The 21,713-nt window shown below is 44.5% G+C and carries 18 protein-coding genes and 1 tRNA gene; 9 read left to right on the top strand and 10 right to left on the bottom strand.

What is annotated here, in order from left to right:
* Positions 1–3: 3 nt before the first annotated feature.
* Positions 4–1,359 (top strand): NADP-specific glutamate dehydrogenase, encoded by a 1,356-nt coding sequence (gdhA, locus tag ACX5KA_RS08610; RefSeq protein ID WP_458730888.1) that lies wholly within the window; start codon positions 4–6, stop codon positions 1,357–1,359.
* A gap of 229 nt (positions 1,360–1,588) precedes the next feature.
* Positions 1,589–2,044, top strand: coding sequence for a hemerythrin domain-containing protein (locus ACX5KA_RS08605; protein WP_239245844.1), 456 nt, complete (start codon positions 1,589–1,591; stop codon positions 2,042–2,044).
* Positions 2,045–2,183: 139 nt separating this feature from the next.
* Here the strand turns inward: ACX5KA_RS08605 and ACX5KA_RS08600 are convergent, their stop codons facing one another.
* From ACX5KA_RS08600 to rlmE, 9 genes are all read right to left on the bottom strand, one after another.
* On the bottom strand, positions 2,184–2,342 hold the full coding sequence (locus ACX5KA_RS08600) for a YqaE/Pmp3 family membrane protein (RefSeq protein ID WP_014949371.1): 159 nt from the start codon (positions 2,340–2,342) through the stop codon (positions 2,184–2,186).
* Between the two features lie 194 nt (positions 2,343–2,536).
* Positions 2,537–4,831 (bottom strand): EAL domain-containing protein, encoded by a 2,295-nt coding sequence (locus ACX5KA_RS08595; RefSeq protein ID WP_458730887.1) that lies wholly within the window; start codon positions 4,829–4,831, stop codon positions 2,537–2,539.
* 236 nt (positions 4,832–5,067) lie between these two features.
* Positions 5,068–5,153: transfer RNA gene (locus ACX5KA_RS08590), tRNA-Leu, on the bottom strand.
* 9 nt (positions 5,154–5,162) lie between these two features.
* Positions 5,163–5,576: a preprotein translocase subunit SecG gene (gene secG / locus ACX5KA_RS08585; protein ID WP_239245840.1), complete on the bottom strand. Its 414-nt coding sequence runs from the start codon at positions 5,574–5,576 to the stop codon at positions 5,163–5,165.
* A 10-nt stretch (positions 5,577–5,586) separates the two neighbouring features.
* On the bottom strand, positions 5,587–6,330 hold the full coding sequence (gene tpiA / locus ACX5KA_RS08580) for a triose-phosphate isomerase (protein ID WP_458730886.1): 744 nt from the start codon (positions 6,328–6,330) through the stop codon (positions 5,587–5,589).
* A 96-nt stretch (positions 6,331–6,426) separates the two neighbouring features.
* Complete coding sequence (gene glmM, locus ACX5KA_RS08575; protein ID WP_014949367.1) at positions 6,427–7,770, bottom strand: phosphoglucosamine mutase; 1,344 nt, start codon at positions 7,768–7,770, stop codon at positions 6,427–6,429.
* A gap of 9 nt (positions 7,771–7,779) precedes the next feature.
* Positions 7,780–8,604 carry a dihydropteroate synthase gene (gene folP, locus ACX5KA_RS08570; RefSeq protein ID WP_458730885.1) on the bottom strand — a complete coding sequence of 275 codons (825 nt, stop codon included), beginning with the start codon at positions 8,602–8,604 and terminating at the stop codon, positions 7,780–7,782.
* Between the two features lie 266 nt (positions 8,605–8,870).
* Positions 8,871–10,817 (bottom strand): ATP-dependent zinc metalloprotease FtsH, encoded by a 1,947-nt coding sequence (gene ftsH / locus ACX5KA_RS08565; RefSeq protein ID WP_458730884.1) that lies wholly within the window; start codon positions 10,815–10,817, stop codon positions 8,871–8,873.
* 101 nt (positions 10,818–10,918) lie between these two features.
* Positions 10,919–11,548 carry a 23S rRNA (uridine(2552)-2'-O)-methyltransferase RlmE gene (gene rlmE, locus ACX5KA_RS08560; protein ID WP_014949364.1) on the bottom strand — a complete coding sequence of 210 codons (630 nt, stop codon included), beginning with the start codon at positions 11,546–11,548 and terminating at the stop codon, positions 10,919–10,921.
* Between the two features lie 95 nt (positions 11,549–11,643).
* On the opposite strand from rlmE, the gene yhbY reads away from it, so the two are divergent.
* Positions 11,644–11,937 carry a ribosome assembly RNA-binding protein YhbY gene (yhbY, locus tag ACX5KA_RS08555; RefSeq protein WP_014949363.1) on the top strand — a complete coding sequence of 98 codons (294 nt, stop codon included), beginning with the start codon at positions 11,644–11,646 and terminating at the stop codon, positions 11,935–11,937.
* Positions 11,938–12,051: 114 nt separating this feature from the next.
* Complete coding sequence (locus tag ACX5KA_RS08550) at positions 12,052–12,828, top strand: 3-hydroxyacyl-CoA dehydrogenase (protein ID WP_458730883.1); 777 nt, start codon at positions 12,052–12,054, stop codon at positions 12,826–12,828.
* A 132-nt stretch (positions 12,829–12,960) separates the two neighbouring features.
* Here the strand turns inward: ACX5KA_RS08550 and ACX5KA_RS08545 are convergent, their stop codons facing one another.
* A complete protein-coding gene (locus ACX5KA_RS08545; RefSeq protein ID WP_458730882.1) occupies positions 12,961–15,357 on the bottom strand; it encodes a Lon protease family protein in 2,397 nt (798 codons plus the stop codon).
* A 512-nt stretch (positions 15,358–15,869) separates the two neighbouring features.
* On the opposite strand from ACX5KA_RS08545, the gene ACX5KA_RS08540 reads away from it, so the two are divergent.
* The 5 genes from ACX5KA_RS08540 to nadD all read left to right on the top strand — a co-directional run bounded on the left by ACX5KA_RS08540 (position 15,870) and on the right by nadD (position 21,709).
* Positions 15,870–16,487: an SRPBCC family protein gene (locus ACX5KA_RS08540; RefSeq protein WP_014976415.1), complete on the top strand. Its 618-nt coding sequence runs from the start codon at positions 15,870–15,872 to the stop codon at positions 16,485–16,487.
* Positions 16,488–16,798: 311 nt separating this feature from the next.
* On the top strand, positions 16,799–19,402 hold the full coding sequence (gene leuS, locus ACX5KA_RS08535; protein WP_458730881.1) for a leucine--tRNA ligase: 2,604 nt from the start codon (positions 16,799–16,801) through the stop codon (positions 19,400–19,402).
* Between the two features lie 11 nt (positions 19,403–19,413).
* A complete protein-coding gene (locus ACX5KA_RS08530; protein ID WP_239245815.1) occupies positions 19,414–19,950 on the top strand; it encodes an LPS-assembly lipoprotein LptE in 537 nt (178 codons plus the stop codon).
* Positions 19,951–19,965: 15 nt separating this feature from the next.
* Positions 19,966–20,994 (top strand): DNA polymerase III subunit delta, encoded by a 1,029-nt coding sequence (holA, locus tag ACX5KA_RS08525; protein WP_458730880.1) that lies wholly within the window; start codon positions 19,966–19,968, stop codon positions 20,992–20,994.
* A gap of 13 nt (positions 20,995–21,007) precedes the next feature.
* Positions 21,008–21,709 carry a nicotinate (nicotinamide) nucleotide adenylyltransferase gene (gene nadD / locus ACX5KA_RS08520; protein WP_458730879.1) on the top strand — a complete coding sequence of 234 codons (702 nt, stop codon included), beginning with the start codon at positions 21,008–21,010 and terminating at the stop codon, positions 21,707–21,709.
* Positions 21,710–21,713: the final 4 nt, after the last annotated feature.

Genomic DNA, 21,713 nt, shown 5'->3' with positions numbered 1-21,713 from the left:
TACATGACTCAGAAAAGTAACTTTGAAGAAATCTATACCTTTCTTAATGAGAAGTTTGCTAACGAAACGGAATATCTACAGGCGGTACACGAAGTATTAGAAGATATTGTTCCTATTTACAATGCAAACAAAGACTACAAAGCGTTCGATATTATAAGACGCATTTGCATGCCTGAACGCATTATTTATTTTACCGTGTCGTGGATGAACAGTGATGGCGATATTGAAGTCAATCAAGGTTGGCGTGTACAGCACAATTCAGCCATGGGTCCTTACAAAGGTGGCTTGCGCTTTCATCCTACCGTCAACTTATCGGTGCTTAAGTTTCTAGCTTTCGAACAGTGTTTCAAGAATGCCCTGACCGGCTTACCCATGGGCGGAGGTAAAGGCGGGTCAGACTTTAACCCCAAAGGGCGTACTGATCGCGACATTATGTTGTTTTGCCAAGCCTTCATGCGTGAATTACAACGACACATAGGCGCGAACACAGATGTACCTGCTGGTGATATTAACGTAGGCGCTAGAGAAATAGGTTATCTCTATGGTGAATACCGTAGGTTAAACAACAGGTTCGAAGGTGTGTTGACAGGCAAGGGGTTAGAATTTGGTGGAAGTTATGTGCGCACTGAAGCCACAGGTTTTGGCTTAATCTACTTTTTAGAAGCGGTTTGTAAACAACGAAATTCTCACATTGAAGGCAATACTATTGCAGTATCTGGAGCCGGAAACGTAGCGTTGCATGCGGCGCTCAAGGCGGTAGAGAAAGGCGGAAAAGTTATTTCGCTGTCTAATAGCCGGGGTCTTCTGCATGTTGAAGAAGGGTTATCGGATACGGCATTAAAATGGGCAATTAACAACCACGCTAACCGAGATAATATTCTTGTGGATATGGCAGATAAAAACATAGGCGAATGGATAGCCGATAAAAAGCCGTGGCATATAAAATGTGATATTGCTTTACCTTGTGCAACGCAAAATGAACTGCTTGAAGCAGATGCCAAGTTATTACTGGATAACGGCTGTAAGATGGTTTTAGAGGGTGCGAACATGCCGTGTACGAATGAGGCACAAGCCCTTTTCTTAGATGCCAAAATTGTTTATGTGCCTGGAAAAGCATCTAATGCGGGTGGTGTCGCCTTGTCGGGATTAGAAATGAGCCAAAACGCCATGTTCAATCAGCGCAATGCGAAGATACTTGATGACCAGTTATACGCTATTATGGAAAGCATTCATCAGCGCTGTGTTGATGAGGGTAAATCTGAAGGCGATGCTGGAAGCAGCTACGTTGATTATATGAAAGGCGCCAATGTAGCAGCATTTCGTAGACTCGCTGACGCAATGGTCGCACAAGGCGTGTAGCGCATATCCCATCTCCCTTTTTCGATAAATTCACGGACTTACTGCCGTGAATTTATCGGAAACTAACTTGTAAAATTTGCGTTGTCCCCTTCCCCAATTCAATGACTCTATGTCACTTCATTTGAAATTTCTTTTAAAAATCAGCGCGTAACAAATATCTCATTCATGGAATAAAAATAGCATTACCACAGGTGTGATTCATTTTTTAGGTATTTATAAGGAACTACCCATGAAAATTTTTGAAGCTTTACGCCAAGACCATGAGAAGCAACGTTTATTGCTAAAGATTTTAGCTGAAACAAGTGGAGATACAGCTGCACGCCGTGAATATTATCAAGAGCTTAAGACACAGCTTGAAAGTCATGCTATTGCTGAGGAGCGCCACTTTTATTCTCATCTTTTAGAAAAAGACGCCACCGCAGATTTGACCCGTCATGGTATTGCAGAGCATCACGAGATTGATGAATTACTGGCGAAGCTTGATGACACCGATATGAGTTCACCTGCATGGTTACGTTATTTAAAAGCACTTCAGGAAAAAGTGGAACATCACCTTGCTGACGAAGAACAAGAGTTCTTCCAGGTTGCGGGTAATGTGCTTAATGACCGCCAGAAAACAAAACTTGCTGATGAATATCAAAAAGAGATGAAACAGGAATTAGACAACGAAAAACTCACGGCATAACATAGCCATGGTATCCATGGCGATAATATTCAACCCGAAAGGCGTCATAAAGTAAAAAGCCAGCTACTAAAGCTGGCTTTTGCATATTTAATATTTTTTGCTCTGGCGCGTATAACGACTTACAGAAGCCCTTAGGTGGCTACTTTTTAGCGATGATGTAAACCGCGTGAATTACACCTGGAAAATAACCAAGAATAGTCAATAGAATATTGATCCAAAAATGCGCGCCAATACCTACCTGTAAAAATACGCCTAGCGGTGGAAGTAAAATTGATAAAAGTATACGAATGATGTCCATAGTAAATTCCTTGTTTTTGAAGTAATTTCACAACTCAGTAGGCAAAAAACTCACACTTTGATGAAAGTGTTCAGCCTGCGGAGCGATTTTCGCGCTTCATAATAATTGTTTGCATTTTAGATGCCATGTCAGCGTTGATAAACGATTGAGCATCCCATTGACTTCAAAAATATAAATTTTTTGTAATAAGAAAGCTATTCACCGAAAGGCGTATTTTGTAGCCAATTTTCTAGGTCTAAACGATTAAGAGGACGACTGATGAAATAACCTTGTGCGATATCACACCCCCACTCTTTCAAGATTTCTAGCGACGCAACATCTTCTACACCCTCTGCAACCACTTTTAAATTGAAGACACTTGCTAAACTAAGCACGGTGTGAACTATTTGTTGATCGTTCTCGTCGCTTGCTAGAGCAAGAATAAAGCTTTTATCTATCTTGATTGTTGTGACTGGTAGATTCTTTAAGTACGCCAATGAAGAATAGCCCGTGCCGAAATCATCTATCGCAAAGTGAAATCCACGGGCTGTTAGCTCATTTAGGTTCTCTATGGCAAGCGATGCGTCGGCAACCAAGTCGCTTTCAGTAATTTCAAGTTCCAGCGCCTCAGGGGAAAGCCCCTCTTGCGTAAGCAAAGCAACAAGCTTACGCAGCAACACTTTGTTTTGTATGTCTTGAGTCGAGAGGTTCATTGCCACAGTAAATTCATATCCTTTAGCTCTGAAATAAGCTAAATCTGCAATAGTCTGCTGCATAACCCAAGTCGTGACCTGCTCAATCAATCCTGCTTGCTCAGCAATAGTGATAAACTCATCAGGAGGAACAAAACCTAGTGCACTGTTGTTCCAACGAATTAACGCTTCCATACTACAAACTTTCATGGTCCTTAAATCAACTTTAGGTTGGTAGACCATAGACAATTCATTCTGCTGACTGGCAAGAGCGCGTTTTAATTCCGTTGTTATAGCAAGGCGGCGGTTATATTTATCTTCCAAATCAGTTCGATAGCGGACACACCAACTGTCACTGTGAATGGCTTCATCGGTGACTATATTCATTTTTCTGAAGAGCTCTTCAGAGGACGCAGCGTCCTGTGGGCATTCGATGATTGCCATAGCAACTTTCACGGGAATAGCGATTAAATTACTCTCAACAGGCTGCTCAAGTATGTACTTAAGCGTTTCTAGCTGATCATCATTAAGCGATTCCTGAGAGATATATAAAATCTCCCCCCCAGCAAGGCGCGCAGACGTACCGGGCCAGCGCTGTAAACGCTCAGCTAGCGCTTTTAACGTATTGTCGCCATTTGAATAGCCATACAGGTCATTAATAGTTCGAAACCCAATGACGGTAATAGCCACCACTTGAACAGCCCGCCCTTCTTTGAGCTCGGATTCGAAAAAGCCTTCAACATAGTTGCGGTTAAAAAGCCCCGTTAAAACATCGTGTTCTGCTTGATAGCGTATATGCTTCTCACGACTCTTAATACTCGCCTGCATACTATCAACAGCATTAGCAAGCTCGGTAATTTCTTTGAGTTTCGATGGCGCTTCAAGTGTCGCACCATAGGACCCTGAAGCCACCTTATTAACTGCTTTAACTAACTTAGAAACAGGCTCACTCACATTTCGTGCTAGTAACAGAGAAAGCCCCATAGCAACGAGTATTGCTAACAAACAAAAAGCTAATATGGTTAATTGAATGCGAGTAAACGCATTAAACGAAGAGGTTACATCTACAGCTAGCGTAATCGCCATAGGCAAGTCCTGCTCAGAGCCAATACTTACCTGTCGCGCAAAATAGGTCAACTCGTCTTTGAAAGTGACATCTACCCAAGACGGGTCGCGTTCAGATGAAAGTATGCGCTGAGCGTCTCCTTCATCTAAGGTTGCCTTTATAACCTTATTTGAACCTGCTTCTGAAATGATAATTTCAGCATCTACAAGTTGTTTTAACTCGTTTAATAAATCGCTATCAAAATCAACACCAATAAGCATGTAATATCTAAGCGTTGGAATTTCTACCCGAATTAGATTTAGCTGCACCAAGTTGTTTTTAACAACAAAAAATCCACTGTCTTGACCTCTGGCTACAAGTGATAAGCTACTCTCTATGTTTTGGCCAGGCTCAAATAATTCGCTATGGGTTGCAACTACTGTGTGATCTAAACTGACTAACGCAATGATGTTTGTATTTAGGCGTTCTGCGTAGCTTGTAAAAGCGGCTTCTATAGAGGGTATGTTTCCAGTGCCCACAGCGCGTCTAAAGTCGAAAGACCGAGACAGGACTTTTGAAACGCTTCTGATAACGGCTTGCCTGTCGGCAACGACTTTATCAAATACTTTTTCAGCCAAGAGAATGTCGTGATCAATATTTTGAACTACTAGGGTGTTGGCTGAACGCCAGACAGCGCCAATAATCAGAAGTGATGCTATTACAATACCTATCAGTAAGGTTTGAAATAAACTCTGACTTAGTGTTTTTTGCACTCTAGTGCCCCGTGAAGAATAGACTAAATTTTAAGATGCGTAAAACGATGAACTGCTAAAAGAATAGCTGAATAATAAAGATACGAACAGGTATAACACCCTGTAATTTTTGGTTTTTAACGCTTTGTTACAATTATAACAAGGTCAACAATTGTTTTGTTGGTTGCGTCTTCTTGCTTTCAAAAGGTCAAATAGAAAAAAGGCCAGCAACTTTGCTGGCCTTCTCTTTCTTTAATTGGTGCGGAAAGCGGGACTTGAACCCGCACGAGCTATGCTCACCACCCCCTCAAGATGGCGTGTCTACCAATTCCACCACTTCCGCGAAAACTTTTTAGTTTGAACCTTCGCTATCGTCAGACATAGGAACGTCTGTCGCATCGCTTTCAATTACTGGAACATCACCCTGAGCTGCATCTTCGATCACTGGTACGTCTTGATCCGCTGGAAGCTCTACCTGCTCTTCTAACGAAGCAGGAACTTCTAGGTTGTTCCACTCATCCTCTGCGCTTTCACGGTTAGCTGTTATAGCACCTAAAGAAAGACTGATGAAGAAAAACAAACCTGCGAGGATTGCCGTTGTTCGAGTCATAAAGTTGCCAGAACCAGATGAGCCGAAAACCGTGTTCGAGCCGCCTGAACCAAATGAAGCGCCCATATCTGCACCTTTTCCTTGTTGGATCAATACAAATCCAATAAGCAATAGCGCTACAATTAGGTATGCTACTAATAGCACTTCGTAAATCATAAATACCTCGTCAGTTTGCCGCTTGGCAAATTGAAATAAAATCTTCAGCTTTTAAACTGGCTCCGCCAATCAAACCACCATCTACGTCTTTTTGCGCAAATAGGGTTTCAGCATTATCTGGCTTAACACTACCACCGTACAAAATACGAAGGCCTTGAGCCAACTGTGCGTCTACTTTATTAAAGTAGCCGCGAATAAATTCGTGTACTTCTTGTGCTTGTTCAGGGCTGGCTGTTTTACCAGTACCAATTGCCCAAATCGGCTCGTATGCAATAACAGTCTTACTGAGTTCGTCTACCGACATGACGCTAACCAGTGCATCTAGTTGCTCGCCAACAAACGATTCAACATTACCAGCTTCTCTCACTTCAAGTGGCTCACCTACACAAATGATGGGTACGACACCTGAAGAAACACATTGCTTTGCCTTTAATGCAACAAGTTCGCTTGACTCGCCTTGGTCCTCTCGTCTTTCTGAATGCCCAACAATTGCGTAACCGCAACCTACTTCTTTAAGCATTTCAACTGACAACTCACCAGTGTGAGCGCCGTTATTAAGATGACTTACGTTTTGAGCACCAATGGCAAACGAATGGGTTTCAAATGCGTGTAAAAGAAGTGAAGGAGCGCAAATAACGATTTCCGAATCAGCTTTTACATCCGCCAGTTTTTGATTAAATTCAGCAACTAATGCCAAATTTCCGTTCATTTTCCAGTTGCCAGCCACGAATGGCTTTCTAAGATTTTTACTCACAACGCAGACCTTAGCCCTGTCTTCAAAGCGGGCGTGATATTAACTATTTAATTGAGAAGATACAAGCACAAAAAGCAAAATTTCCTGCTACGCCAACTAATTGGCGAGATTACGAACAGTTTCAGCAATATGCTCTGCCCATTTGTGAGATTGGCTTTCGTCATTCGACTCAACCATCACACGAATTAACGGCTCAGTACCACTTTTACGTAGAAGTACCCTGCCCGTTTTACCTAACGCAGACTCAGCCTCTTTCTTAGCATTTTGTACATTGCTGTGTGCTAAATAATCCACTTCTTGGTTAGCGTACCTCACGTTAACTAGCGTTTGCGGGTACATCTCAAACCCACTTGCTAAGTCGTGTAAGTCCATGTGCGAACGAAGCATTGCGGCAAGCACTTGAAGCCCAGCTACAATACCGTCACCCGTTGAGCTCATATTAAGATTGAGAACATGACCCGAGTTTTCACCGCCAATTGACCAGCCTTTTTGTTGTAACAGCTCCATCACATAACGGTCGCCAACATTACTTCTTGCGAAAGGAACACCAAGCTTTGACAACGCATTTTCAAGGCCTAAATTACTCATCAAGGTGCCAACTACACCACCCTGCATTTTGCCGTTTTTTAGCGCGTCGCGGGCAATGATGTAAACAATCTGGTCACCATCAAGCACATTACCAAGATGGTCTACCATCATAATGCGATCGCCATCGCCGTCTAGGGCAAAGCCAAGATCAGCGCCGGTCTCCTTAACCTTTTCAACAATCGCATCCATTGAGGTTGCGCCCACACCGTCGTTAATGTTTAAACCGTTGGGCGCTGTACCAAGTTCGATAACCGTAGCACCTAACTCTCTCAATACGTTGGGGGCAATGTGGTACGTTGCGCCATGTGCGCAGTCCACAACAATTTTAAGATCTGTCAGCGATAATTCTGAAGGGAATGTCCCCTTACAAAACTCAATATAACGACCCGCAGCGTCATTTATACGCGTAGCCTTACCCAGCTTATCAGATGCCACACATGTCATTGGACGTTCAAGCATATCTTCAATCGCTAACTCGATATCATCATCAAGCTTAAAGCCTTGCGCTGAGAAAAATTTAATGCCGTTATCATAAAACGGATTATGTGACGCACTAATCACTATCCCTGCTTCTGAGCGAAATGTTTTGGTGAGATAAGCAATAGCTGGCGTTGGCATGGGGCCTAGTAAACCGATATTGATGCCAGCAGCTGATAAACCCGCCTCTAAAGACGACTCTAGCATGTAGCCAGAAATACGCGTGTCTTTACCAATAAGTACTTTGTTCGTCCCTCGTCCGGCAAGGACCTTACCTGCTGCCCACCCGAGTTTTGTAACAAACTCTGGGTTGATATTGCTCTCGCCTACCTTTCCGCGGATACCGTCGGTGCCGAAATATTTGCGCTGCGTCATTATTATTCCTTATTTTACTGAATTCAGCATTTTCACGATATTGACAGCATCAGCTGTTTCTTTCACGTCGTGAACGCGAATTATCTGTGCGCCCATTTGGGCGACAATTGTAGCGAGGCTTATGCTTCCCGCCAAGCGCTCATCCACTTTTCTATTTAGCAAATTGCCGATCATCGACTTGCGAGACATGCCTACTAACACCGGGTAACCCAGCTTCATAAGCGATGGCAAGTGTTTCACCAGCGTATAATTGTGTTCCAGTGACTTTCCGAAACCGTAGCCAGGGTCGAACAAAATCTTATCTTTAGCAATGCCCGCTTCTTCACAAGCATTACTGCGCGCGAGTAGAAACTGACCCACATCATTCACTACATCATCATACTCAGGGCTTTGCTGCATGGTTCTGGGTTGCCCCTGCATATGCATTAAACAAACAGGTACTTGTGCTTCAGCTGCTACTTGCAATGCACCAGGCTCTTGTAAAGCGCGTACATCGTTGATTAGCCCCGCGCCAGCTTTCACCGCTTCCCGCATAACGTCAGCCTTGCTGGTATCAATAGAAATAACACATGCGGTATTTTTAGCTACGGCTTCAATAACCGGAATGGTGCGATCCAATTCTTCCTGTAACGATACATCGGGTGCACCAGGCCTGGTTGATTCACCACCGACATCTATGAACGTTGCGCCTTCATCAATCATGCGAAGCGCGTGCTCAAGGGCTTGTTTTACATTTGCGTGTTTGCCGCCGTCAGAGAATGAATCGGGCGTAACATTTAAAATACCCATCACCTGAGGTTGTGACAGCTCAATGAAGTGCTTACCAAACTGCATGAATTACCTGCACTATGTTTTTAAAAAATAATACAATCTTTCAAAAAAAAGTTGTCTTCAAAAAATGAAGCTATAAAGCAATCTGATTTTAAATCGCCTAGTGAGCAGTGCATGTTACCGTGAAGCGCAAATACATTGCCTACTCCAATTTGGTAACTAGCTTTGCTTAACTCCCGCTTAAAGCCTTTGCTCAATTTGCAACGAAAACCAGATTGCGCTAACAAAAAACGCCAGTTTAACTGGCGTTTTTTAGTGATTGTAGAAGCTTAGCTTGGAATATCGCCCGGCTTACCTACCGACGGTTTGTCTACGCCGTCATTTTTAATTTCACCTTCGCGAACCGGTGCACCACCACTTGGCTTGTCGCCACCCGATGGCTTGCTGTCATCCCAGTCAGCAGGAGGACGAACGTCAGTGCGGTTCATCAGATCATCAATTTGCTTTGCATCAATGGTTTCGTACTTCATCAGTGCGTCTTTCATTGAATGTAAAATATCGATGTTGTCTTCAAGGATCTTTTGAGCGCGATCGTAGTTGCGGTCAATCAGTGACTTAATTTCCGCATCAATGGCACGTGCTGTGTCATCAGACATGTTTGTTGCCTTAGACATAGACTTGCCTAGGAACACTTCACCCTCGTCTTCAGCATAAAGCATTGGGCCCATTTTGCTCGACAAGCCCCATTGAGTAACCATCTTACGTGCAATTTCAGTTGCGCGTTCGATGTCGTTAGATGCACCCGTGGTTACTTTGTCGTCACCATAAATGATGGCTTCAGCAATACGCCCACCAAACAAGCTAGAAATCATACTTTCTAAGTGCTGTTTAGAGTGGCTCACTCGGTCTTGCTCTGGTAAGTACATGGTCACACCCAGCGCGCGACCGCGCGGAATGATTGACACTTTGTATACCGGATCGTGCTCTGGCACTAAGCGACCTACGATAGCGTGACCCGCTTCGTGATACGCAGTCATTTCTTTTTCAGGCTCAGACATCACCATAGACTTACGCTCAGAGCCCATCATGATTTTGTCTTTCGCTTTCTCAAACTCTTCCATAGAAACAAGGCGCTTGTTGCCGCGAGCAGCGAACAATGCAGCTTCGTTTACTAGGTTAGCAAGGTCAGCACCTGAGAAACCTGGTGTACCACGAGCAATAACTGACGGTTCTACGTTATCAGCCACTGGTACTTTGCGAATGTGAACCTTAAGAATTTGTTCACGGCCGCGGATGTCAGGAAGACCAACCACTACTTGACGGTCAAAACGACCAGGACGAAGAAGCGCAGGGTCTAGTACGTCAGGACGGTTAGTTGCCGCAATAACGATAATACCTTCATGACCTTCAAAGCCGTCCATTTCAACAAGCATCTGGTTAAGGGTTTGCTCACGTTCGTCGTGACCACCACCTAGACCTGCGCCACGTTGACGGCCCACTGCATCGATTTCATCAATAAAGATGATACAAGGCGCCGCTTTTTTAGCTTGCTCAAACATGTCACGAACACGAGATGCACCTACACCCACGAACATTTCAACGAAATCAGAACCTGAAATAGTAAAGAATGGTACTTTTGCTTCACCCGCGATAGCTTTTGCAAGCAACGTTTTACCTGTACCAGGAGGACCTACCATAAGTACGCCCTTCGGAATTTTACCACCTAGCTTTTGGAACTTAGACGGGTCGCGCAGGAAGTCTACCAATTCAGATACATCTTCTTTCGCTTCGTCACAGCCTGCTACGTCAGCAAATGTTGTCTTAATTTGGTCTTCACCAAGTAGGCGAGCTTTGCTCTTACCGAATGACATAGCGCCACGGCCGCCGCCACCCTGCATTTGACGCATGAAGAAAATCCATACACCAATAAGCAGTAACATGGGGAACCATGAGATGAAAATAGACGTCAGAAGAGACTGCTCTTCTGGTGGTTCACCGTACACTCTTACGTCGTTCTTAACCAAGTCAGATACTAACTTGTCATCGAAGTAAGGTACGAATGTTTGGAAAGTTTCGCCTGAACGCTTAGTACCTCGAATTTCGCCACTATTATTGATGCGAACTTCTCGAATATTTCCCTGTTCTGCTTCTCTCAAAAACGTTGTGTAGTCAGTTTGCGAACGAGACGATTCACTCGGTGAAAAGCTCTGGAAAACCGACATTAAAACAACGGCGATGACTAACCATAAGATTAAATTTTTTGCCATATCGCTCAATGCTACTAACCTCTATAAACCCGAATTGCTTGTATATTCAACAAGTTGTTTATTGAATAAACGACACAACTCGCAACGAAAACCGCTTATCTCAAAGCGTACTACACTTTATACCCACAAGCCACCAAATACACCTCTCGCGAACGTGATCTGGACGAGTCAGGCTTACGCGTCTTTATGGTTGTGAAAGATTGTTTAAGTGCGTTCATGAACTCAACAAACCCCTCACCTTGGAACACCTTTATGACAAACGAACCACCAGGCTTTAACACTTGGTGACACATATCAAGCGCTAGTTCGCAAAGGTACATAGAGCGAGATTGGTCAACCGACGCGTTACCTGCAAGGTTCGGTGCCATATCAGACAACACAATATCTACGGTGTTCCCACCGATTCTGTTCAATAGTGCGTCGAGAACAGCGTCCTCTCGAAAATCACCTTGTAAAAAGTCTACGCCCACAATTGGGTCCATGGGCAAAATATCGCACGCGATAACTTGACCATTGTCGCCAACTAGTTGAGCAGCCAGCTGTGACCAGCCACCCGGTGCCGCACCGAGGTCTACAAGTGTCATTCCTGGTTTAATAAGCTTATCTTTCTTCTGGATTTCTTCCAGTTTGTAGATAGCCCGCGATCGCCAACCTTCCTTATTTGCTTTTTGCACATAATGGTCGTTAACGTGTTCTTGAAGCCAGCGTTTACTGCTGGCGGAGTGTTTCTTTTTTGTCATTCCAATACAATGTCATTAGGATTGTAGAGAAGATGGCGTTAGAATACGTTATTTCAAGCATAAACTAACAGATTAATTGTAAGAAATATTACTTCATGAAACTTTCAAATAAACAGAAACAATTCCTAAAAGGCCTTGCACACCCTTTAAAACCTGTTGTGCAGCTAGGTGGGAACGGCCTGACAGAAGGTGTGGTTGCCGAAATTGACAACGCCCTTAGCCATCACGAATTAATTAAAGTTAAGGTGCCAACAGACGATCGCGAAGAAAAAGCGCTAATCATGGATGCCATTGTTCGTGAAACAAACTCAGTTAAGCTACAGGTAATCGGCCACACGCTAATTATCTACCGTCAAAGCGAAGACTGTAAAATTCAGTTGCCAAAATAGCTGCAAAATAACCGAATAAAAGGTGCCGATCCCCCTCGGCACCATAGTTTTTCTTCTTACTTCTCGTTAACATCACGTTAATAATAGTGAAAACTCGGGTTTTAAGGGAAAAATATGACGCTAAATAATCTTACTGCCATTGTCACTGGCGGTTGTTCTGGACTTGGTCACGCCACTGCCATCGCACTTCGAGATGCAGGCGCTAACGTCAGCCTTTTCGACTTAAATGAAGAGCTTGGCGTACAGCGCGTAGCAGAGTTAGGCAACAACAATACACTTTTCACCAAAGTCGATGTGCGCGATGAAGCTTCTGTTCAAGCGGCTATAGACGCGACAACCGAGAGGTTTGGGGCCATTTCTTTAGTGGTTAACTGTGCAGGCATCGCTCCCGCCAAACGTTTACTTGATAAAGAAGGTAACCCTGCCCCGCTTGGCGATTTTCAGAAAACTATCGACATCAACTTAGTAGGAAGCTTTAATGTTTCTCGCTTAGTTGCAGCAACGATGGCAAAACAATCGCCAATTAACGAGGAAGGCGAACGCGGTCTTATCGTGAATACTGCTTCAGTTGCTGGCTATGAGGGTCAAATAGGGCAAACCGCTTATGCCGCGAGTAAAGGTGGTATTATCGGCCTAACTCTTCCAATGGCTCGAGACTTAGCCCCGTTGGGTATTCGTGTTAACACCATTGCGCCGGGTGTAATGGGCACGCCAATGCTACTTGCTATGCCAGAAAAGGTGCAAGACGCCCTTTCTGCTAACGTTCAGTTTCCTAAGCGCCTTGGCCTACCTGAAGAGTTTGCAAAACTGGTTATTCATATGGCAAACAATAGCTACCTAAATGGTGAAACAATCCGTTTAGATGGTGGTCTGCGCATGCCGCCTAAGTAGTGATTAAGTACATTAATGCTTTAATCAAAAAAAACGCTTTTCTGAAGTGACCCCCATTAGTTGGACATTCCAATTATTGGGGGTCATTTTATGTCAAAACACAATAGAGCGTTTAAAATAAAGCTCGCTCAGCTATTCGCCATCGCCACCATTAACAATGAGCGCAATATTGTATAGACGGTTTACGGCATGGTAATTAATTGAATTTTTAGGGTAACGACCTTTACTACTTATTTTACCCGCTTCCTGTTCCATCAAAATAGATAGCGCATCATCAACGGTCTCTACAGTGTAAATATGGAACAGCCCTTTTTTCACTGCGTCGATAACGGTGGCGTCTAATACCAAATTAATCGCATTCGATTTAGGAATAATCACGCCCTGCGTACCGGTAAGGCCGCGGTGTTGACACAAGTCGAAAAAGCCTTCTATTTTTTCGTTAACTCCGCCAACGGCCTGCACTTCACCGTACTGGTTTATGGACCCCGTAATGGCCAAGGTCTGCAAGCAAGGAATTTCAGTCAACGCAGAGATAAGCGCAACCAGTTCACCAAGGGATGCACTATCGCCGTCTATATGACCGTAAGACTGTTCCAATGCGATGTTTGCAGAAAGCGTTAGCGGGAAATGCTGAGCGTATTTATTACCTAAATACCCATTAAGCAACATAACGCCTTTTGAGTGAATAGGCTGTCCAAGCTCTACCTCACGCTCAATATCAACTACACCACTTGCGCCAGCAAATACAGTAGACGTAATGCGTGCAGGCGTACCAAATGCAGTGTCACCAATATCCAATACCGTTAACCCGTTTACTTTGCCTACCGCTTTTCCTTCAGTGGCAATAAGCACGTGCCCTTCTTTAATATCGTTTAATAGTGTTTGACTGACGCGGCCGGTGCGACGTTTCTTGGCACTTAATGCTGTTTTTAAATGATCAAGTTCTAGTGTGTCGGCATTAGATTTCTGACAGAAATAATAGGCTTCATTAACTAGCTCGATAACTTCAGCGAAGTGCGCAGATAGCTTTTCTTTGTGTTCAGCCATTCTTAACGAGTACTCAACTAGCCTGCACATCGCGTTAGCGGTAATGCCTTTAAGTCCTAACTGAATAAGATGCGCACGTACTTTGCCCACGAAATCAAAAAGCGCCTGTCTGGTGACGGGAATTTCCAAATCAAAATCCACCAACACTCTAAACAGTTCATCAAACTCGTCATCGTAATCTTGCAGCGTGTAGTATAAATCACGCGAACCTAACAGAACGATTTTCACATTTAAGTCGATGGGCTGTGGATTGAGCGTAATGTTGTTCACCATACCCACATCTTGCTGAGGTAAGTCCATGCGCAAGCGCTGTGACTTGATGGCAAGCTTAAGAGTATCCCACACGAAAGGTTGTTCAATAAGTTGGTCGACATCCAACAACAAATAACCGCCATTTGCACGATGGAGCGCACCGGGCTGAATCATGCGATAGTTGGTAAACACGCTGCCGTGAATGTTGGTGTACTCTATTTTGCCAAACAAATTTTGATAAGTAGGGTTCGGCTCATAAATAACAGGGGCTGCGTCATCGAGTTTATTCGACACCAAAACGTTAGGAAGAAATTGCTCTTCTAAAAATATCTTCTTGTCAAAGTCATCACTCTTCTCTTCTTTCTGCTCTTCACTGTGAATGACTAAGATGGCGTTGACCATTGCTGTTTTAAGCTGTTTGAGGTATTTCATTACCCCTAGCTCAGACGCGTATTTGTGCTCAAGCACTTTTAGCAGCGGTTTTATCCCCTGCTCTGCGGTCTTTTTGTCAAGCTCACGCAGACGCTCCGAGTTTTCGCGTTTCCACGTAGGCAGGCTTAACAGGCCTTCGCTTAACCTGTTTTCTAGTTCGTCAATAAGAGTATAAAACCCTTCCCGTTGTGCGTCAGTTAATGACGCAAACTCTGTGTCACTTATTGGCTTGCCGTTAACGATAGGTGAAAACGTAATAGAGCCCCCCTCTTCGTACAGCGCAACATCATTCGCTTGTGCGTAACGCTCTACCGCATCGATAGCCGCATCGTACTTTTGCTCGAACTCTCTGGAAATTGACGCGCGACGGCGTTGATATCCCGGGTTATCAAAGGCAATGGGCAGTGAGTCTATGACATCGTCAATAAGCGCAGCCATGTCCTTGTGGAATGCTTTTCCACCTCCGGGAGGAAATTTTAGCGCAACAGGTTCGCGCTCTTCGTCAAAATTGTTGATATAACAACAATCATCAGGCGCCGGTAGCTGGGCAACTTGGCGTTCAATATAATCCTTCACTAGAGTGAAGCGGCCTGTGGCAGGCTCACCCATCACGTATAGATTATAGCCTTTGGTGTTAATACCTAACCCAAACGTAAGTGCTTCACGCGCACGCTCTTGCCCAATGAAGGTCGCATTTAGCGCTTCATCATCTTTTAAGGCACTGTTTATCGCTCGGCGATTTATGGTAGGTGAAAGCGCGTCTACATCTAACGCATATAATTTACTGTCTACAGACATGTCTGTTCTATCTTTGTTTCTTTACTTAAGTGAAACCCTAATTAACATTAGTGTCAAACGCTTATCCTGAATAAGGCAGCTTTGCATCGCTAATTGCACAACAAACAACCACCTTCATGATTTTAGAGAGAAATTGGCAAGCACTACGAGCTTTTTGTGGCCTTCACTAGAACTGATACCTTGCGACACAAGGTGTAGCGTCTAATTAAAGCCGAAAAGGAGTTAAGTACGAAAGAACTTACTTCAATTTAACCGCTGCATTTATTTCTGCCACATAATCTGGATCAGAGCATTAAAATCACAGCGTTAAGAAAAGCGCGCCAAGGTCAGAGCCGTAAGGACAATGTGGTCAAGACAAAGCTCTGAAGAATCCTGTAACAGTAAGACTTTAAAGTAGGTAGCAACGCAAGCTGCTTTCAATTACCTTAGAAAACACAAAAACCGAAATTCGTTTTGGCGACGAGACTAGGTTTCGCGCGCAATAACCAATGAACAAAAACAGGGTAATAACAATGACAAAAAAATTGAAAACTCGCTCACCCCTTCTGCTCACTTCCTCTTTCCTTGCTACCTTTCTGGGTACGGCATTTTCTTCAATGAGTATCGCTAACGTAAACTATGCAGATAACTCAGGGTTTTCTATCACCAATGAGAGTGAAAGCTATGCGCCAGTTGAAGTCGTGTACTCTCATTTTATTCAACATGTGGATATGTGGTGGCCGAAAGACCACACATGGTGGAAAGGTGCTTTGCGCATAGATGAGCAGGCTGGTGGCTGTTTCTGTGAAACGACAGACACGGCGAGTGCAGCCCATATGCAGGTAAGCTATGTTGAACCGAACAAAAAAGTGGTGATGACAGGTGGCTTAGGCCCGCTTCAAGAGATGGGTATGTCAGGTGCACTGACATGGGAATTCAGCACAATAGCATCGAGCACTTCATCGGATGCAAACACACAAGACGGTCGCATACCGAAAACTAAAGTCACCCTTACCTACCACGCCTCAGGCAATATTCACTTTAATGGTCAAAAAGCATCTAACGAAGACGCCGCCAATTTAGTTCGAGTAGTAGACAAAGTGCAGGCGCAACAACTAAATGCGCTAACCGCGTTTAGTGACAATAATTAGATGCGACACCGGGGCCTGTTTATCGACAAGATAAGATGGCGCCAAGAGAAAGTAAGATGAGCAAATGGGGCGTGTTCTGGTGTTCAATCGACGAAAACCGTGTCATTAATGCTCACTTTTCAAGCAAGCAACAATAAATATTGCCAAGTTCGGTGTTAAGCTATTGAGGCATGGCTTAGCGCTGGGTTATTCTATTGGGCTATATGTATGTTAAGTGGGTGAACCCCACGCGCGGTTAGTTGGCGTTGCTACAAACTCGCCTTATGCCGCCCCATAAACGTTTTAACTTTTAATGCGGAAGCCTAAGTTTCATGGCCGATAATCAGTACAATCCGAAAGACATTGAACAACGCGTTCAGCAATACTGGGAAGAAAACCAATCGTTTAAAGCAAATGACGACGTAGAAAAAGAAAAGTTCTACTGCCTGTCTATGTTCCCATACCCTAGTGGCCGACTTCACATGGGCCACGTGCGCAACTACACCATTGGTGACGTGATCAGCCGTTTCCAGCGCATGCAGGGTAAAAATGTATTGCAGCCTATGGGTTGGGATGCTTTTGGTCTTCCGGCTGAAAACGCAGCAATTAACAACAACACTGCACCTGCGAAATGGACATACTCAAATATTGATTACATGAAAACCCAACTTCGCTCGTTGGGTTTCGGTTACGACTGGGATCGCGAAGTAACTACATGTAAATCAGATTACTATCGCTGGGAACAGTGGTTCTTCACACGCCTTTACGAAAAAGGTCTTGTTTACAAGAAAAACTCTACTGTGAACTGGGACCCTGTAGACCAAACTGTTTTGGCTAACGAGCAGGTAATCGACGGTCGCGGATGGCGCTCTGGTGCGCTGGTTGAGCAAAAAGAGATCCCTCAGTGGTTTATTAAAATTACTGACTACGCCGAAGAACTTTTACAAGACTTAGAACAGCTTGAAGAATGGCCAGACCAAGTACGCGCAATGCAGGCAAACTGGATTGGCCGCTCTGAAGGTGTTGAAATTACCTTCGATTTAGCGTCAGCGGTTAACGACATTGTCGATTTGACGGTATATACCACGCGTCCAGATACCTTCTACGGCGTTACTTACGTTGCAGTGGCTGCGCAGCACCCTCTTGCCGAATTCGCAGCAAAATCGAACCCAGATTTAGCGGCCTTTATCGACGAATGTAAAAACACCAAAGTTGCTGAAGCTGAATTAGCAACCATGGAGAAAAAAGGTTTCGCCACGGGTTTTGAGGTTGTTCACCCACTAACCGGTGAAAAGCTTCCAATTTGGGTCGCTAACTTCGTGTTGATGGACTACGGTTCAGGCGCGGTAATGGCTGTTCCTGGCCACGACCAGCGCGATTGGGAATTTGCGACTAAATACAACCTACCTATTCAACAAGTCATTGCGCCAAATGCAGGTGATGAAGATAAGTGCGACCTTACCGCCTCTGCATTTACTGAAAAAGGCAGCTTGATCAATTCAGGTAAGTTCGACGGTCTTGAGTTCGATGCCGCATTCAATGGAATTGCTGATGAACTTGAAAGCAAAGGCTGTGGAAAGCGCAAAGTAAATTACCGTCTTCGTGACTGGGGCGTAAGCCGTCAGCGCTACTGGGGCGCACCTATTCCAATGCTAAATTTGGAAAACGGTGAATCTGTTCCGGTTCCTGCTGACCAACTACCGGTTGTTTTGCCTGAAGACGTAGAAATGAATGGCGTTACCTCGCCAATTAAAGCTGACCCTGAGTGGGCAAAAACCACATACAATGGCGAAGCCGCGTTACGTGAAACGGATACCTTCGACACCTTTATGGAGTCATCGTGGTACTACGCGCGCTATGCCTGTGCTACTAACAACGACGCCATGCTTGATCCAACATCAGCTAACTACTGGTTACCAGTAGATCAGTACATTGGTGGTATTGAGCACGCTATCTTGCACTTACTTTACTCGCGTTTCTTCCACAAATTACTGCGCGATGAAGGCTTGGTAAACTCTGATGAGCCGTTCAAGCGTTTGTTGTGTCAAGGCATGGTATTAGCCGACTCTTACTATCGTGAAGACGCGTCGGGTAAGAAAACCTGGTTCTCGCCTACCGAAGTAAGCACTGAAAAGGACGATAAAGGCCGTATTGTTAAAGCATGGCTAACCGCTGATGGTGAAGAAGTTATTCACGGCGGTATGACGAAAATGTCTAAGTCGAAGAATAACGGTATCGACCCGCAGGAAGTTATTGACCAATACGGTGCCGATACGGTGCGTTTATTTACCATGTTTGCTGCGCCACCGGAGCAAACCCTTGAGTGGGTAGACTCTGGTGTTGAAGGTGCAAACCGTTTCTTACGTCGTATCTGGAAATTAGTGACCGAACACGTTGAAAAAGGCACGCCAGAAGCGATTGATGTTAAGGCACTGTCGAAAGACCAACAGGCACTTCGCCGTGAAGTACATAAGACCATTGAGAAGGTGTCTGATGACTTAGGCCGTCGTCAAACCTTTAACACTGCGGTTGCAGCAGTGATGGAATTGTTAAACCACCTTCAAAAAGCGCCACAAGAAGACGCGCAGGACATCGCGATTATGCGCGAAGCTTGTGAATCTATCTTGTTGCTTCTAAACCCTATTACGCCGCACATCGCTCACGAGCTATGGAAAGTGTTGGGTCACAGCGAAGATATCGATTTAGCACCATGGCCACAGGCTGATAAAGCCGCATTGGTTGAAGACGAAAAGCTTATCATTGTTCAGGTTAACGGTAAGGTGCGCGCTAAGATGACAATTGCTGCTGATGCTAGCAAAGAGAGCATTGAAGCATCTGCGAAAGAACAGCCTAACGTTCAGCAATTCATCGAAGGTAAAACCATTCGAAAAGTGATTGTTGTGCCTGGCAAGCTTGTAAACATTGTAGCTAACTAGGTCAGATACTGATGAAAAAGCACTTACAATTCGCAGTCGCTGTGTTGGTAACCGTATTGGTTACTGGCTGTGGTTTTCATTTGCGAAGTAGCCCTAGCCTACCTGACGACATAAACACCGTTGCTATTGAAAGTGCCCGAGCACACGCGCCCTTGGCGCGTGCGCTTGATAAACGCTTAAACGTTTACGGTTTATCCAGTGTTAGCGTAGATAAAACATCGCGCTCTAACCAAAACGTAAACATCTATTTGCTTCCAGAAAAATTAGAACGTCAACTGCTGTCTGTTTACCCTTCGGGGCAAGTTGCTGAATATGAGCTTATCTACGTTGTGCGTTACCGGGTGCAGTTTCCTGGTAAGGAAGCGGTAATGGTGCAATTTGAAGTAGTACGTGACTATCAAGACGACCCTGACCAAGTGCTGGCAAAGTCTCGTGAACTAGAGTTGATGTTAAGTGAAATGCGTGATGAAGCGGCTGATATTATGATCAGACGCCTTTCCAGTCAGGCGGCCGCTGCACCAAATGCATCAACTTCCGTTAGTCAGTAAACATCAGAATTTTTCATGCAGATTTATCCAAACCAATTTAGCCAAGATATCACCAAGGCACTTCGCCCGTGCTATCTGGTGTTTGGAGATGAACCCCAGCAGAAATTTGATGTCATTGAGCAAATACGCGCTAAAGCAAAAGCCAATGGCTTTGAAGAGCGTACAGTACTTGTTGCTGAAACAGGCTTTAACTGGAATCAGTTGATTGAAGCCACGCAAAGCATGTCGCTTTTCTCAAGCCAACAGTTTATTGAATTAGAGCTACCTACGGGAAAACCGGGCACCGAAGGCAGTAAAATGCTGCAAGAAGTCGCGGCGGCATTAAACCCCGATATTTTGTTGCTGGTTCACGGCCCCAAAATTGGCAAGGACGTGCAGCGCGGCAAATGGTTCAAAGTGCTTGATGATTTGGGCGCGTCGGTATTGTGCTACCCGCTAGAAGGCAAGCAGCTCAATGCATGGCTAAACCAACAGTTGAATGCCCACCAACTTTCCGTCTCAGCGTCTGGTGCTAAGATGATTGCTGATTTCTGCGAAGGCAACATGCTTGCTGCTAAGCAAGAAATTGATAAGCTCGCCCTACTCTATCCACACCAGTCTATTTCAGACGAACAAATTGAAAAGGCGATGGTCGACCAGTCACGCTTCAACGTTTTCCAATTGGTTGATGTTATGCTTAGCGGCGACAGTACCCGCTGCATAAAAATGCTATACCGATTAGAGAGTGAAGGTCTGGAGCCTAACATCATTATTTGGGCGCTGATTCGAGAGTGGGAGCAGTTATGGAAACTAAAACTAGCCCAGCAAAGCGGTGCCCCCATTCAGTGGCAAAAGTTCGGTATTTGGCGCAATAGACAAGGTTTTTATCAAAATGCCTTGAATCGTTTGAGCGTCGCCCAGTTAGAAGACATCCAAAAAGCGCTGACACAGTCAGATCATGCATTCAAACAAAATGTGATTGCTCGCCCTTACGTTGAAATATGTCACCTGTGCATGATGTTTATGGGTATGGACCTTCGCGAAATTCCACTGTTACAAGCATAATGGGCAATTTTAAGTGAGTATTTCCGGTGCTTCTCGAGCAAACCCAACGGTGAAAGCCATTCTTGGTGGTACGTTTAATCCGCCGCATAAAGGCCATATTGGTGCGGCACTAAAAGCGGCAGATGAAATTGGAGTAACGCACGTTCATCTCATGCCTTGTAAATTAGCTCCGCATAAGTCAGTAGGTGTATCAGAAAGCCACCGGGTAAAAATGATTGAACTTTGCGCCCAAAACAATGACAGACTTATTCCAGAGTTAATTGAACTGACGCTTCCGTCACCCTCTTATACAGTTAAAACCCTGCGTGCACTTAAAGAGAAAAGCGATGACACAATCTGTTTTTTCATTGGCGCAGATTCACTGTATAATCTGGACAAATGGTACGAGTGGGAACACCTGCTCGATTATTGTCACTTAGTGGTTATGCGCAGAGACGACGAAAAATTTTCGCCGCCTCCCGCAATACAAGCTTGGTTAGATTGTCATGTGGCTAACGATAAAAATGTTATTCACGCAAAGCCTGCAGGCCATGTAGTGTTAACCAACACACCGCTTTTTAGTGTTTCATCTACTGAAATTCGTGACGTACTAGCAAGTGCTGCCACGTCCGAGAAATCGGGTACGCCAAACAGTTCAAATGCTGACCTATCTAATTTATGGTTAGAAGAAAGCGTTTTAGATTACATAAACGAACATCAGTTATATAAAAGTTAAGTAA

The sequence above is a fragment of the Alteromonas alvinellae genome, from assembly GCF_902705805.1.
The sequence above is the reverse complement of the archived record's forward strand: the minus strand, read 5'-3'. Positions and strand labels throughout refer to the sequence as shown.

Excerpts from the sequence above, each read along its gene's own strand:
- ACX5KA_RS08605 (WP_239245844.1), top strand. The coding sequence starts at position 1,589 with ATGAAAATTTTTGAAGCTTTACGCCAAGACCATGAGAAGCAACGTTTA.
- leuS (WP_458730881.1), top strand. The coding sequence starts at position 16,799 with ATGGCCGATAATCAGTACAATCCGAAAGACATTGAACAACGCGTTCAG.
- secG (WP_239245840.1), bottom strand. The coding sequence starts at position 5,576 with ATGATTTACGAAGTGCTATTAGTAGCATACCTAATTGTAGCGCTATTG.
- rlmE (WP_014949364.1), bottom strand. The coding sequence starts at position 11,548 with ATGACAAAAAAGAAACACTCCGCCAGCAGTAAACGCTGGCTTCAAGAA.
- ACX5KA_RS08530 (WP_239245815.1), top strand. The coding sequence starts at position 19,414 with ATGAAAAAGCACTTACAATTCGCAGTCGCTGTGTTGGTAACCGTATTG.
- ACX5KA_RS08540 (WP_014976415.1), top strand. The coding sequence starts at position 15,870 with ATGACAAAAAAATTGAAAACTCGCTCACCCCTTCTGCTCACTTCCTCT.
- gdhA (WP_458730888.1), top strand. The coding sequence starts at position 4 with ATGACTCAGAAAAGTAACTTTGAAGAAATCTATACCTTTCTTAATGAG.
- folP (WP_458730885.1), bottom strand. The coding sequence starts at position 8,604 with ATGCAGTTTGGTAAGCACTTCATTGAGCTGTCACAACCTCAGGTGATG.
- ACX5KA_RS08600 (WP_014949371.1), bottom strand. The coding sequence starts at position 2,342 with ATGGACATCATTCGTATACTTTTATCAATTTTACTTCCACCGCTAGGC.
- ACX5KA_RS08550 (WP_458730883.1), top strand. The coding sequence starts at position 12,052 with ATGACGCTAAATAATCTTACTGCCATTGTCACTGGCGGTTGTTCTGGA.
- holA (WP_458730880.1), top strand. The coding sequence starts at position 19,966 with ATGCAGATTTATCCAAACCAATTTAGCCAAGATATCACCAAGGCACTT.
- yhbY (WP_014949363.1), top strand. The coding sequence starts at position 11,644 with ATGAAACTTTCAAATAAACAGAAACAATTCCTAAAAGGCCTTGCACAC.
- ACX5KA_RS08545 (WP_458730882.1), bottom strand. The coding sequence starts at position 15,357 with ATGTCTGTAGACAGTAAATTATATGCGTTAGATGTAGACGCGCTTTCA.
- glmM (WP_014949367.1), bottom strand. The coding sequence starts at position 7,770 with ATGACGCAGCGCAAATATTTCGGCACCGACGGTATCCGCGGAAAGGTA.